Here is a 14,137-nt window from a genome sequence, read left to right as displayed (position 1 = left end):
CCCTATTATGCGACCCCTATACAGAATGCGGCCATGGTAGTCGCAGAGGGCAGTCATGAACAGGCCTGGCGACAATTTTCAGGTGTGGAATTCGCGCACCATATTGCGCAGTTGATCGGCCTGATCAGCCAGCCCTTCGGCAGCGCTGGAAGTACCGCTGGCATCGTCCACTGTTTGATCCGACACCTCATTGATGTTGACGATATTGGCGGTGATTTCTCCGGCTACCTGGCTTTGCTCCTCGGCGGCGGTGGCCACTTGCGTATTGAGGTGGCTGAGGGTGGCGATGTGTTCAAGAATGGCGGCCAACGATTGTTCAGTTTGCTGTGATTGATCGACCACTTGGCGAGCATTGCCTTGTGAACTTTCCATAACATCCACCGCTTGTTGCATGGCGCGGTTGAGGCGCTCGGTAACGGCGTGAATGCCGCTGGTGGTCTCTTCTGTGCTGGCGGCCAACGCACGTACTTCGTCCGCCACCACAGCAAATCCACGGCCTTGCTCTCCAGCACGGGCGGCTTCGATGGCGGCATTGAGCGCTAGTAAATTGGTTTGCTCGGCAATGCCACGAATGGTCTTCGATGCTTCGCTGATTTGCTGGCTCTCTTTCGCCAGCTCAGCGATGACTTGCTGCGCTTGCTGTACGTCGTTGACCAGAGTTTTGATCGCAGCGATGTTATCGGACAGCGTGGACTGCGATTCACTGGCACGTTGATTGGCCTGCTCGGTGGCATCGGAGGCGGCTTCTGCGCTGCGCGCGACTTCATCTGCCGTGCTCGACATCTCTGTGACGGCGGTGGCGACCTGTGCAATCTGCGCTTGCTGATGTTCAATGCCTTTGCGTGTATGCAGGGCTATATCGAACACCTGTGAGGCTTTGTCGGATACGCCGTCACTGAGGTTGGTCATGGCCCTGACCAGCAGCTGCAGGTGGCTGATGAACAGGTTGAAGTTTTCCACCAACTGACCAATTTCATCGCCCGAACGGGTGTGCAAACGCACGGTCAGGTCGCCCTCGCCATTGGCCATTTCTGCCAATGAGTGCACGATGCGGTTAATCATGCGGGTAATCAATGTGGCGATGTACCAAGCGGTGCTCAACAGCAACACCATCATCACCACGGCAACGATGGCGCCGACTTTTAGGGTGTCTTCACTTTGCTGGCTGGTGTGGGCAATCTCGCTTGAAAAGGTCTGATAGTTTTGCTGGCGCAGCTCGGCCAGTTGTTGTGTCACCGTGTCATAGGTTTGGTTGGTTTGCTGAGCTTGCTGGGCCAGTTCCGCCAGATCTATGGTGCCCTCAACCATGCCACGTGCCAGCTTGCTGGCCGAGCGCCAATACTGCTCAAAGGATTGCGCTAGCTGCGCGGTTTGCTGAGGTTGTTGAGTGAGCAAGGTGCGAATCTGATCGATGGCATCGGCCAGCTGTTGTTGATGCGCCGCCGCTGCTTGAATCTTGTCGGCGTCGCTGTCAGCAATGGCATTGGCCAGCTCATTGCGCAGCTTATAAAGCAGCAAACCGGCATGGTCGATTTGCTCCGTGGCTGGGAAGCGCACGTCAGCAATGTGCTGCAATTGCTGTTGAATGCTTTGCTGCGCCTGAGTGTTGTAACCCAAATACAGCACAAAGCCGAGAACGCCCGTTAGGGCGATGGCGAAGATCTTGTAACGCAGCGAGATTCCCTTAAGCATCTTGGGGTCGTCCATGTTCGGCGTGGTGCTTTAGTCATAGACGATGTTTACGTCCTCAGCCACTGTGAGGACAAAATCTCGCAAAACCTATACGTAACTGCCCACTTTGGTTATACAGTTGGCAAATTACGTATTAGAGCTGTTGCTGCATTTTATGGAAGGCGCGGATCAACCCGTTGGTAGAGCCGTCGATGTCGTCAGCGATGGTTTCCCCCTCCAATGCCGACAGCACCCGATTGCCCAGCTGTTTGCCCAGCTCCACTCCCCATTGGTCGAAAGAATTGACGCCCCACAGCATGCCTTGCGCCGCGACCTTATGTTCATACAGGGCAATCAGTGAGCCCACGGTATGTGGTGTGGCTTTGGGGAAATACAGGGTATTGGATGGGCGATTGCCGGGGATGACTTTTTGCGGCGCCAGCACCAGGGCTTCGGCTTTACTCATGCCGCTGGCGATGAGCTCTTCGATGGCCTCTTGCTCAGACTTGCCTTGCAGCAGCGCTTGGCTCTGACTCAGGCAGTTGGACACCAGCATGGCGTGGAAGTTGTCGATTGGGTTGTGGCTGCACATGGGCACAATAAAGTCGCACGGCGAAAAGTGTGTGCCTTGGTGCAATAGCTGGTGGAAGGCGTGTTGGCCATTGGTGCCAACGCCGCCCCAAATGATCGGCCCGGTGTGGTAATCGACCTGATTGCCATCGAGGGTAATGGACTTGCCGTTGCTCTCCATGTCCAGCTGTTGCAGGTGGGCTGGCAGTGAGCGCAAGTAGTGATCGTAGGGCAAAATGGCATGGGAATTCACGCCAAAGAAGTTCACGTACCACAGCCCCAGTAACGCCATAATGACAGGCATATTTTCTGCCAATGGCGCGGTGCGAAAGTGTTCGTCCATGGCATAAGCGCCGCGTAGCAAATCGCGGAAGTTATCAATGCCAATCGCCAGGGCCAGCGGCAAGCCCATGGCGGACCATAATGAATAGCGCCCGCCGACCCAATCCCACATCGGGAAAATGTTCTCTTCGGCAATGCCGAACTCGGTGGCTTTTTGCACGTTGGCCGAGACGGCGGTGAAGTGCCGGCTGAGGTCCTGCTCGGAGCCGCCGTTGTCCAAAAACCAGCGTCGACAGGCGGTGGCGTTTTTCAGCGTTTCCTGCGTGCCAAACGATTTCGACTGCACAATAAACAAGGTGGTGGCCGGGTCGAGGCGCTTGAGGATCTCAGTGATGTGCGAGCCATCAATATTGGCCAGGTAGTGAATGTTTAAGCCGGAGTCCCAATACGGCTTAAGCGCGCTGGAGGCTAACTTGGGGCCAAGAAAGGAGCCGCCGATGCCAATCGAGACGACGTCGGTGAACGGGCGATTGTCGTAGCCGCGCCATTGGTTGCGGCGAATCTTCCAGCAAAACTCTTCCATGCGATGCACGGTGTGGCGCACTTCGGGCATGATGTTGACATCATTGACCAGAATTTCGCGCTCGCTGAAGTTGCGCAGGGCGGTGTGCAAAGCGGGGCGGTCTTCGCTGCGATTTACGTGCTCGCCTTGAAACAAATTACGGATAGCGCCGGGTAAGCCGCGTTGCTGGGCCAGTTCCAGCAGCAGCTGCACAGTGTGCTGATTGATGCGGTTTTTGGAGTAATCCAGTGTCAGGCCAGCGGCTTCGACGTGAAAACGCTCGAAGCGCTGTGGGTCTTTGGCAAACCAGTCACGCATGTGCTGGTCGCGAATGTCCTGATGATGTTGCTGCAGGTCTTGCCAGGCCTGCACCGAAGTGAGGCTTCCTTGGTACGCCATCTGGGTTGTCCCGTTCTATCCCGTAGACACCCGATTATACATACACGCAATAAAAAAACGCCGCTATAGAAGCGGCGTTTTTGGTCTTGCAGGCAGTCGCTTAAGCGACTTGTACCGGAATATCGAAGCTGGTGTGGCTGACGGTGTTGTCCGCGTTCATGTACACCATTTTCGGCTTGAACGTGGCCAGTTCATTTTCATCGTAGTTGCCATAGGCACAAATGATAATGCGATCACCCACGTCGGCCAGATGTGCCGCAGCACCGTTAACCGAGATAATGCCAGACTCGTCTTCGCCACGAATAATGTAGGTGGTGAAACGCTTGCCATTATCAATGTTGTAAATCTGAATCTGTTCGAATTCCCGCATGCCCGCGAGATCCAGCAACTTGCCGTCAATGGCGCAAGAGCCTTCATAATTCAGCACCGAGTGTGTAACCCGAGCCTGATGCAACTTGGCTTTGAGCATGATGGATTGCATGGTAAACCCTTTCGTTTCTGTCCTGAGTGTTCTCAGCCTGGCGTCATGCCTGGGCACAGGAATTGGTCAAAAGTTAGCCATATGGGCATAAGGCGACGAAGTATGCCCTATTCAAACGGCCGATTCAATGACAGTGGAAGATTATCAATTAAGCGCGCTGGCCCAAGAAAAGCGGCCGCCAAAATGATAATTTCGCCGTCGTTTTCGCTGGCGGATTGCAGGTCCTGCTGCCGCCGGATTTCCACATAGTCGACGTTAAAACCGGCAGCATTCAATGCCTTGCTGGCGCTTTGCACACTGGCATCCAAGCTGGCGCCTTGTTGCAGTTGCTCGGCAGTTTGTTGCAGCGTGCGGTAGAGCATTGGTGCTTGCTGGCGTTCACTGTCGCTCAGGTAGCCATTACGTGAGCTCAATGCCAGGCCATCGTCGGCGCGCGCGGTGGGCACGGCGACGATGTCGATGGGCATATCGAGGTCCTGCACCAGCTTGCGAATCACCGCCACTTGCTGCCAGTCTTTTTGTCCGAAAAAAGCCTGATCCGGTTGCACCTGGTTAAACAGCTTGCTCACCACGGTTGCAACACCATCAAAATGTCCGGCGCGACTGCCACCACACAGACCTTCCGACACCACAGGTACGTGCACCTTGCTTTGTGCTTGTTGTCCCTGCGGGTACATTTCATCCACATCGGGCGCAAACAGCAGATCACACTGAGCACTGCTCAGCCGTTGCTGGTCCGCGGCCAGCGTGCGCGGGTAGCGCTGGAGGTCGCTGGCATCGTCGAACTGCAACGGATTGACGAAAATACTGGCGACGACAAAATGCCCGGCGGCGCGTGCGCGCTCCACCAAGCTAATGTGACCGTCGTGCAGATTGCCCATGGTGGGAACAAAGCCAATGGTCTGGCCAGCGGCACGCGCTGCGCGCACCGCTTGGCGCAGCTCGGCAATGGTGTGAACCGTCTGCATCAGGCAAATCCGTGCTCGGCGGCGGGGAAAGTACCGTCTTTTACTTCCGCAACGTAAGCCGCCAGGGCTTGCTGCACGGTGCGACCGTCAGTCATAAAGTTCTTAACAAACTTAGGTACATGGCCACTGTTTAAGCCCAGCATGTCTTGCAGCACCAATACTTGTGCGTCGGTACCCGCGCCTGCGCCGATGCCCACCACCGGAATGGTCAGGCTGGCCGAGATGCGCGCAGCCAGTTCGGATGGCACACACTCCAATACCAGCAAATCAACGCCGGCCGCTTCTAGCGCCTGTGAATGGGCCAGCATGGCATCGGCGGCATCGCTGTCACGCCCTTGGACTTTGTAGCCGCCCAGTTTGTTGACGGCTTGCGGCGTTAATCCCAAATGGGCACACACAGGCACACCTTGGCGTGTCAGCGAGGTAATCATCGGAATCAACCAATCATCGCCTTCGACCTTTACCATGTGCGCGCCGGCTTGCATCACTTTGCGCGCGCTCTCTAGGCACTGTTCGATGGTGCCGTACGACATAAAGGGCAGGTCGGCCATGATCAACGCTGGGCGCTCGGCGCGAGCATTACCACGCGCGACGCAGGCGGTGTGATAAACCATGTCGTCAATGTTGACCGGCAGGGTGCTGGAGTGGCCTTGCAGCACCATTCCCAGAGAATCACCGACCAGAATCACTTCAACACCGGCGTCGGCCGCCAGCTGTGCAAAGGTGGCATCGTAAGCCGTTAACACGGCGATTTTTTCTTGCTCGGCTTTGAGTTTCGCCAACGTTGGAATGGTGATGGTTGTCATCCTGCGTCTCCGTTTGTGCAGCCAGCTTGTGACCGGCTGGTACGTTGAGCTGCGTATAGTCCGGATTGGCGAGGCATTGTCAATATTGAACCGCCAGGGCAGATGTGGAAGCTACGTGCGCAAAAAGTCGCAATCGAAGCGAGTCGCCGAGTGCTTGAGGCTCTGATGATGTATTTACAGGGGTATATGATTTAGCAGTGGTGTTACCGAACTTCTAACTGGGAAGGGTTTAACGGAGTGCTCAGGCTGTTGGCGCGTTAGCAGGCTGGCTGCGCTGGTGTAGCGGGACTAAATAAAGCGTTTGAATCTATGGCATCGCATTGATTCCCCGGCTGCGCACGGGCTTGAATACCAAAGCTACGCGCCCCGGGTGGAACCGTCCCCCTTGGCGATCCCGCTGCCGGCCAAGATGGCGTGGCTAGAACGCCAACGCGTTTGGCGGCCCATCTTAGACCGACTTGGCACAGTGATAGCGGCGATTACTGTGGGATCTCGGCGCGGCGGAGGGATTGTCGTTCCTATCTTGGTTGTTTTTGAAGGGGTGAATGCCGAGTACGACAGCAACTCCCTGAGCTTGAAATCCTTCGATCAAACTTAACCTGATTGCTTGAGCTTTTTTGCTGTCTCCTCTGGACTTAAACTAAGCAGCGACTTTTTGAACATAGGGACAGTTAACGTCAATTTTAGCCGCGAGCGACGCAGGAGCGAGTCCAGCGTAGTGGCGAAAACATGTAGTAATGCTTGCCATGTTTGCTAACTTTCTGTCTTGCACTCTACAGCTAGCATTAGCAACCGCCACCATCTCCGCCTCCACAGCCCCCATCGCTACCTCCAAAACCGCCACCGCTGCTACCTCCGCCGTGACCACCACGGCCGCTATCCGGACCTAAAAGAAAGACGATTCTCATCAGCAGTAGGATCAGAAATACGCCTACTAAAACTGGCAGGATCATGCTTTGAAACACACCTTCTGATTGAATGTCGGTGTAGTGCCATGAGGCCGCAAAACCTAAAATAAGTACTATCCATGAAAACATAATTTTAAACCTGAACTAAATTTAACGCTTTGCTGAGCAGTGACCGAAACGCAGGGTGAGCCGCCTTGCAGAGGCCAAGTTTCCCTAGGCGGACTGTATTTGGCATTGGACACCTCGTATTTTTGACGTTGGTATCTGTTAAAATTTAGCAAGATCAGGATGATATTGGATGGCCTTATGATGCACGTACCAAGCTGTGTTGCATTTCAATTAGTTGATGCTCACCAACAATTTCTACTTCCTGAATGTACTGAAAGCCGAATCTTTCATAGAAGCTCTTCAGGTAATTATGGGCATGTATTTCAATCGACTGCACGCCTATTTCTCGAGCATGACTGATTACAGCCTTTACGAGTTTGGAAGAAAGGCCTGCACCCCTGTGTGTCTTTGTTACAGCGACTCTGGCCATTGTCGATGAGCCGTCTCCGTTTAGGGTCAGGCGAGCAGTTGCTACAGGCTGATTCTCTAAAGTAATGAGAGCATGTATTGAGCTTTCATCTAAACCATCTAGGTCTAGTTCTTTTGGGATGTCTTGTTCAAGGGTGAACACCTGATAGCGAATATCTTGCGCTTGTCTGATTAACTCTGAATCACTACCAATCGTGACTTCCATACTAATTTTTCCTCTTAGTCTATAACGCTGTAATAAAGGGCCAGTATACGGGCCAGCCACTTGGTGGCGCCTTTGATATCTTTGTCAAATTTACCCTGGCACCTTCGGTATACTGGCTTGACGATCCGTATCGTCAGAAAAGCTTGTAATCTGTATTGAGAGCGGATATTCCACCTCTTGGTTTAGTGCCTCTATGTGGGGCAGGCTCTGCTCATTTAGTGTAATTCCGAGTGAGTGTAATGCCGAGTAAAGAAGCTCTAGTTTTTCTGGGTATATCTCAGCTCGCACAACTAAAGCCTTATTGCCGAGCAATTGCATGTCATCGACGCCTAAGCAGATCTTGCTGACAGTCGATCGTACATCGTTCGTGATTTTCCTAGAAGACTCTAAGGTGGAGCCTTGCAATTGAATCATTTTTATTCGTGACATCAATTAATACCTTGTTATGCGTAATGTAGCCAATAGGGGGCAAAGCCAGAGCGAGATGGCGGTTTTGGCATCCCTCTGGCTGGCTTTGCTATACCCGTTCACTAAATGCCAGCCTGATACCAAGCGCTGCAAAACTGGTTGCAAAGAGCTTTTGAATTGCAACGCTAGCCTTCTCAGATTTAATAATGAATGCGCTAAAACTACCTGATAGAAAGCCATACACAATGAAAACACTACACGTCATTGCCATGAATACAACTCCGAGTGTAAACATGCTTCCCAGCGCACCTTCTGCTGCACCTGGAATAGGCTGGGGAATAAACTGAGGAAGAAATGCGAGAAAGAAAATAGACAGTTTGGGGTTTAGTATGTTTAGCAAAAATCCTCTTATCATGATGTCTGAGTATTTACTATCTGACTGTTGATCGGAAACTGATAAGGGAGATGAGGAATGCCACATTTGATATGCCAAATAAAGCAAGTAGGCAGCTCCAAAATACTTAATAATTTGAAACGCTATTGCACTTGTGTGAAAAACTGCAGCCAAGCCAAGTACGCTTGCTAAAAGTGCTGGAATGATACCTAGTGTGCACCCTAGAGCTGCAAACAAGCTAGCTTTTCTGCCAATAAACAATCCAGTAGCCACCGTATACAACACTCCGGTGCCAGGGGTTAAAACTACAACTAACGAAGTAAGTAAGAACTCTAAAGATATCATCCGATATGTCCCTCTCCTGTAAGGGTGTAACGCCCATAGCTGTGGCGGTAAAGCCGTCGCGACGAATGAGCGAAGGTTTTGATTTGATCTTGCCCCGATAAAACGGACACGTTCATTTTCATGCTGCTATTCGCTCGTATTCCATCGGTGAACAGTAACCGATTCCTGAGTGCAGCCGTTTCCGGTTGTAGTAATTGTTGATGTATCTCGCCAAAGCATACTTCAAATCTTCAGCTGAATCGAACGTCGTATTGCGAATCAACTCAGCCTTCATTGAATGAAAAAATGATTCCATATGTGCGTTGTCTGTACACTTGCCTGGCCTGCTCAGGCTATGCACGATTCCCAACTTTCGAAGCTCTCTCTGGTATTCCGACCCTCGATATTCGACTCCGCGATCTGTGTGCAGCATGAGACCTTTGGTTGCACCGCGTTTGCGTATCGCATTCGTTAATGTTCTGCGAGTCACTTCGGTCGTTCTTTTGCTATCAAGGCTCCAGCCAACCACTCGGCGTGAATAGAGATCCATGATAACCGACAGGTAATGCCACTGATTTTTCACTTTCAAGTAGGTCACATCAGCCACCCAGACCTGATTCTTCTTGTCTGGAACTGCGCCATCAGAGCGAAGATTCTCTCCTGATGCCAAAAAGCGCCTAAGTCCTGGCGCTCGATACGTTACCTGAGTTACCCGAGCGATTAATCCCATCTCCTGCATCAGTCGCGCCACGCGCTTCCTGCTGACCTGATAGCCCTGCTTTAACAGGGCCTGCCAGACCCTTGGGCTTCCGTATCGGCCTTCGTTCTCATCCGAGATACTCCGTATGAGAATCTTTAACTCCATGTCTGACCGCTTGCGTTCAGAGGGTTCTCGATCACGCCAGGAGTAATAACCACTACGAGATACTCCGAGCCATTCACAGGTGCGCTTAACACCTAGCTTTGGTCCGAACTTCTCGATGAATCGATATCTTGCTGATGTTCCTCCGCAAGAAACCGTTGCCACTTTTTTAGCAGATCAAGCTCCTGCTTCAGTTTCTTATTCTCTGCCTCAAGCTTTTTAACCTTTGAGATTTCCTTCTCTTGCTTGCGGGTAGCTTCGGTTAACTTTTTGCGTTTATCTGCCACGATCTTGCCTTCACGGTATTCTTTTCGCCATCGTGACAGCATAAACGGATGGATGTCGAGTGTATTGGCAACGTCCTGGACCTGAATCCCTTCAATAAGACTTAGCTGAACGGCTTTTACTTTAAACTCATTTGAATACTGCCAGGTCTTTCTTGGCTGAGTATATTTTGGCATTGGACACCTCGTCAGTTTGACTTTGGTGTCCGTTTTATCGGGGCAAGGTCATGTTCCGAGTGATTGCGCTTGTTAGAGGCTATTCATGTAGCCATTAAGCTCTGTTATTAGCTGTGACGTATGATCCTTGTGTTCGTCTTTTATGATTCGCTTGCTATCAAGAAGACCATCTACAGCTTCGGTTGCCTTTCTTTCCTTTTTCGTTCGTATATCCTCTGCACATATATGAACAAAATGAAAATCTGGAAATTCCGATTTAAGCTTAGGAATCTCGTCAGCCTTATCTCCATCTAGGATTGCAGCTACTTTCTTAAATCCTAGATCTTGTAGAAGGAAGCATATGAAACTAATATTCGATGCTCCTCCGGCTCCCCAGCCGAAAAATGAAGCCGATATATCTAGGTCCAGCTGTTCCGCAATATTGGGAAATAAAAGAACATCTTCTTGACCTTCAACGACGATAACTCTATCCTCCTGAAAAAATAACTCCCTTGCATCTAACCCAAATGTATGCGGGTTATAAATATTACCGCTAGCTAGTTTTTCAATTACCCCTCTTCCATCAGCGGATAGTTGATAAATTTCGGTTCCACTTCCATCATTGATGACTCGCACCAGTTGCGATCCATTGATAATTGACTTGATATCAACGAAATAGGGTGAATGAGTCGAGATAATAATCTGTCTATCTTTAGAAAAATCGTTCAGGAGATTAAATACACGTTTTTGTAAAGCAGGGTGCAGCGAAAGCTCGGGCTCATCTATAACAATGACGTCGCCAGGCTTTGAATCGTACAAGGAGTCAATAATGGCAAATATGCTCACAATGCCCTCGCCCATACCATCACTAGTATGAGAGTTATCACCATTATAGAATTTTAGAAAATATTGCCCCTGATCAGATTGATCAATCGACCATTCGGGTTTAAATGGCAAGACTTTATGAAGAATTTCATTAAACGCTTCTTGATTTTCCAATATATTGAATAGCCTATACTGGAAGTTGTTCATCATAGAGCTGCGCTGAGCGGGAAGCTCCGTATTTTGAAGGTATTGTTCTCTCGTATGAGCGCCACGTCCAAAGAAAGGATTGAATGCTCGCCTAGATGGCAGAACAAACACCTGAAATTGGTTGTTAACTTCATCTTTTCTGGTTTCACTACTTCCTTTTTTCAAAGAAGAAATCTTTTCTTCCTTGCCATCAATAAAGTACGCTATGTCGACCCGGTCAACTGATGAGTTTCTCGCTCCAACTGTAAAACTTGGTGATTGATAGCCACCACGAGCTTTTAGGCACTCTATAATGGAAGATTTTCCTGAATTATTTGCACCAGTAATTATTGTTAATCCACTCCCCAATTCTCCATTTGGAATTGAGAATTGAATAATCTGCTTGGAGCTAAACCCTCTAAATCCGATTATTTCAATTTTTTCTAAAGGCATATCTACTCCCTATGGCCTCTAACAGTTTAATGGTGTGCGTGCCTGTTTTTCCAGCTAGAACCATTCGAGGTATCTCTTCCAAGCCATGGATTTACCATTGGGTGTCTTCCTTTCTCTCACATTCCTTCCTGGAAAAGTGTGCGTGCCTACTATCCATGCCTCAAAGTTCTGGCACTCAAACGCTAAGTCACTGATTTGTCAGGCATTTAAGCTACCACCCTATGGAAATACAGGCAACCCAACCGGGAAAGCGTGCCAGGTTTCTGCGTTCTTGTGGAATATACTGGTTGTATATCAGTATGCCTTTACATTCGATTCATGGCTGTTTTTCAAAGCATTACTCGCTCTCGCGTCCAGGCTTTTCGCGATTAGCAGGCCGCCGGAGTGGGCAATGGCTGTGCCCGCAGGGGCTGCCAGGACGGCAGCACCAGCAAAAGGCCTACAAGGACGTAGGCTTTTTGTGATGCGCCGACCACAGCATCAACAACGAAAGAAGAACGACCTGCTTAGCGCAAGGCAGGCTGAAAGCTATCTGCGTTGTTTTTGCAGTGTTGAGAAGCACCAAAAAATGCTCACTTACTGTAAGTAAGCTGCGCTTTCTTATTACTTTTCGCCTGGCAGAAACCGCTTCGATCTACGCTTTCAGTCGATCGCCTGCCTGGCGAGAGGGATAAGATCCCTCAAGGAGGGCGTAGGGTTTAGCGTTTAAAGCAGAAAGCTCACCCGGTAAGAACACCCAAGGAGAGCGTGGACCTTAGCCCGCCAGCAACCGCTGGCAGCAAGCTTCAAAGCCAGAATGCTGACAGCGCTGCAACTCACCATCAAAGGCCGGTGTTAGCTGGCTCACGCGTCGTCCATCCGGCAGGCACAAGTGCGGATCGAGCTCAGCCAGTGGGATCAGGGTAAAGCTGCGTTGCGTCAGTTCTTTGTGCGGTAGGGTTAGGCGCGGGCAGTACCACTGTGTATCACCCAGCAGCAGTATGTCCAAATCGATGCAGCGCTCGCCCCAATGACGGCGGCGCACACGCCCTTGCTCTTGTTCCTGTGATTGCAACGCATCCAGCAGCGCCAATGGTTCAAGTTCGGTCTGCAGCGCGGCAACGGCGTTGAAAAAGTCCGGTTGGTCCTGCGGCCCCAAAGGTTTGCTGCCGTACAAGCTGGAGATGCCCAGCAGTCGGCTGCCGGGCAGTTGTGACAGCGCTGTTAGCGCTGTACACAATTGATCGATGGGATCATTAAGATTAGCGCCTAAGCCGATGTAGGCGGTGGCTGTCATGACGAGCGTGGTGGCTTGCGGCGGCGGTTGGGGCGGCGGCGCGGACGATCATTACGACCGTCTTCGCGGTTGCGCTCGTCTCGGGGGCGGTTAGTCACAACTGGGCCATGCTCGGCTTGAAAGTCGGTCCACCATTGCCCTAAGCCGTCCAACTGTTCACCGGACTGTTCGCGCAGTAATACGAAGTCGTAGGCGGCTCTGAATCGTGGGTGCCCGAGCAGCTCTTTGCAGCGGCGTGAGCGAATCTTCGGCAAGCGCAGTTGCAACTCCCAGATTTCACGCATCGGAATCGACAGGCGCTTGGGAATGGCGGTGGATTTGGCTTGTTGTGCAATGACTTTATCGGCCGCCTTGTGCAGCGCTTGCTGCGGCGGCATGCCTTGCTCTTCATAGCTGGCCATGCGCTGACACACGGCAGGCCACAGCAATGAGGCAAGGAAGAAATACGGCGTCACTGATTTACCCGATTGAATGCGAGCGTCGGTATTGGCGAAGGTGTTGCTCACCAGTGCCTGACAAAAGGCATCGTCCAGCAGTGATGCAGCCGTTTGTGGAAACAGCTCGGCAAATAGACCGTAGTGTTGCAGTTGTTCAAACGTTTGCAGTGCCTGGCCATGCAGGAATAGCTTGAGCACTTCTTCAAACAAGCGCGCCGGTGGAATTTGCTGCAGCAAGGGCGCCATCGCCTGAATCGGGCGTTCGGTTTCTTGCTCTAAGCTGAAGCCCAGTTTGGCCGCAAAACGCACAGCGCGCAGCATGCGCACAGGGTCTTCGCGGTAACGAACTTCTGGCTCACCGATCAAACGCAGGCGTTTGTGTTGCAGGTCTTGCCAGCCGCCGGCGTAGGCATGCACGGAAAAGTCTGCAATGTCGTAATACAGTGCGTTGACGGTAAAGTCGCGACGCATCGCGTCTTCGTCTTTGTTGCCGTACACGTTGTCGCGCAAGATCATGCCTTGGTCGCCGGTTGACGCCTGTTTGCTCGAGTGCTCAGCCTGCGGCGGCGCACGGAAGGTGGCGACTTCGATGACTTCACGCCCAAACACTACATGCACCAGTTTGAAACGGCGGCCAATCAAGCGCGAGTTGCGAAACAATTTGGCCACTTGCTCAGGGGTGGCATTGGTGGCGACGTCAAAGTCCTTCGGCTCAAGACCGAGCAGGGTGTCGCGCACACCACCACCGACCAACAGCGCCTGATAGCCAGCCTTGTGCAGGCGATACAATACTTTCAGCGCATTTTCGCTGAGCTGGCTGCGGCTGATGTTGTGCTGGTCGCGAGGAATAACTGTCAGTGGCGCTGCTGTCGTTGATTTAGACAGCCATCTTTTGAGCGCACGCCCTGGCGCTTTCAAGGGATTGATCAAAGGTTTCAGAACTTGCAGTTGCTGTAGTAATGGCTCGCGAGTGTACCCGTCAGCCAATGTAAAGGGAACCCTGATGCGGACTGGTGCCGTTAGCTGCAGTTGGGGCCTGTTAGCACTATGCGCGAATGCAGTAGGGCTTTAGAAATAGGCGGAGATGGCAGGAAATGGCCAGCCCTTTTCCACATTGACAACGACGTTACGAAGGTCTGCTGC

General features: G+C 51.7%; 12 protein-coding genes. All 12 read right to left on the bottom strand.

Features of this window, described 5'->3' with window-relative positions; translation table 11 throughout:
• Window positions 1–78 precede the first annotated feature (78 nt).
• A complete protein-coding gene (locus CHH28_RS19450) occupies window positions 79–1,692 on the bottom strand; it encodes a methyl-accepting chemotaxis protein (RefSeq protein WP_199243954.1) in 1,614 nt (537 codons plus the stop codon).
• A gap of 133 nt (window positions 1,693–1,825) precedes the next feature.
• The gene (gene pgi, locus CHH28_RS19445) at window positions 1,826–3,484 is read right to left on the bottom strand and encodes a glucose-6-phosphate isomerase (protein WP_094061872.1); all 1,659 of its coding nucleotides are present in this window, start codon (window positions 3,482–3,484) and stop codon (window positions 1,826–1,828) included.
• A gap of 100 nt (window positions 3,485–3,584) precedes the next feature.
• Window positions 3,585–3,965, bottom strand: coding sequence for an aspartate 1-decarboxylase (panD, locus tag CHH28_RS19440; protein ID WP_094061871.1), 381 nt, complete (start codon window positions 3,963–3,965; stop codon window positions 3,585–3,587).
• A gap of 107 nt (window positions 3,966–4,072) precedes the next feature.
• Window positions 4,073–4,933, bottom strand: coding sequence for a pantoate--beta-alanine ligase (gene panC / locus CHH28_RS19435; RefSeq protein ID WP_094061870.1), 861 nt, complete (start codon window positions 4,931–4,933; stop codon window positions 4,073–4,075).
• Complete coding sequence (gene panB / locus CHH28_RS19430; RefSeq protein ID WP_094061869.1) at window positions 4,933–5,739, bottom strand: 3-methyl-2-oxobutanoate hydroxymethyltransferase; 807 nt, start codon at window positions 5,737–5,739, stop codon at window positions 4,933–4,935. The genes panC and panB overlap by 1 nt, the downstream gene beginning before the upstream one ends.
• 785 nt (window positions 5,740–6,524) lie before the next feature.
• Window positions 6,525–6,776 (bottom strand): hypothetical protein, encoded by a 252-nt coding sequence (locus CHH28_RS19425; RefSeq protein ID WP_094061868.1) that lies wholly within the window; start codon window positions 6,774–6,776, stop codon window positions 6,525–6,527.
• Between the two features lie 175 nt (window positions 6,777–6,951).
• A complete protein-coding gene (locus CHH28_RS19420) occupies window positions 6,952–7,389 on the bottom strand; it encodes a GNAT family N-acetyltransferase (protein WP_094061867.1) in 438 nt (145 codons plus the stop codon).
• Window positions 7,390–7,906: 517 nt separating this feature from the next.
• Window positions 7,907–8,536 (bottom strand): LysE family translocator, encoded by a 630-nt coding sequence (locus CHH28_RS19410; protein WP_094061865.1) that lies wholly within the window; start codon window positions 8,534–8,536, stop codon window positions 7,907–7,909.
• A gap of 118 nt (window positions 8,537–8,654) precedes the next feature.
• A protein-coding gene (locus CHH28_RS19405; protein ID WP_094061034.1) for an IS3 family transposase occupies window positions 8,655–9,838 on the bottom strand; the annotation gives its coding sequence in 2 pieces (ribosomal slippage) (window positions 8,655–9,550 and window positions 9,550–9,838; 1,185 coding nt in all).
• A gap of 72 nt (window positions 9,839–9,910) precedes the next feature.
• Complete coding sequence (locus tag CHH28_RS19400) at window positions 9,911–11,281, bottom strand: ATP-dependent nuclease (RefSeq protein ID WP_094061864.1); 1,371 nt, start codon at window positions 11,279–11,281, stop codon at window positions 9,911–9,913.
• 754 nt (window positions 11,282–12,035) lie between these two features.
• On the bottom strand, window positions 12,036–12,557 hold the full coding sequence (folK, locus tag CHH28_RS19390) for a 2-amino-4-hydroxy-6-hydroxymethyldihydropteridine diphosphokinase (protein ID WP_094061862.1): 522 nt from the start codon (window positions 12,555–12,557) through the stop codon (window positions 12,036–12,038).
• Complete coding sequence (gene pcnB, locus CHH28_RS19385) at window positions 12,554–13,924, bottom strand: polynucleotide adenylyltransferase PcnB (RefSeq protein ID WP_233243673.1); 1,371 nt, start codon at window positions 13,922–13,924, stop codon at window positions 12,554–12,556. The genes folK and pcnB overlap by 4 nt, the downstream gene beginning before the upstream one ends.
• Between the last annotated feature and the right edge of the window lie 213 nt (window positions 13,925–14,137).

It is taken from the genome of Bacterioplanes sanyensis (genome assembly GCF_002237535.1).
Taxonomy (GTDB): Bacteria; Pseudomonadota; Gammaproteobacteria; order Pseudomonadales; family Oceanobacteraceae; genus Bacterioplanes; species Bacterioplanes sanyensis_A.
This window is presented reverse-complemented; position numbering and strand designations above follow the sequence as displayed.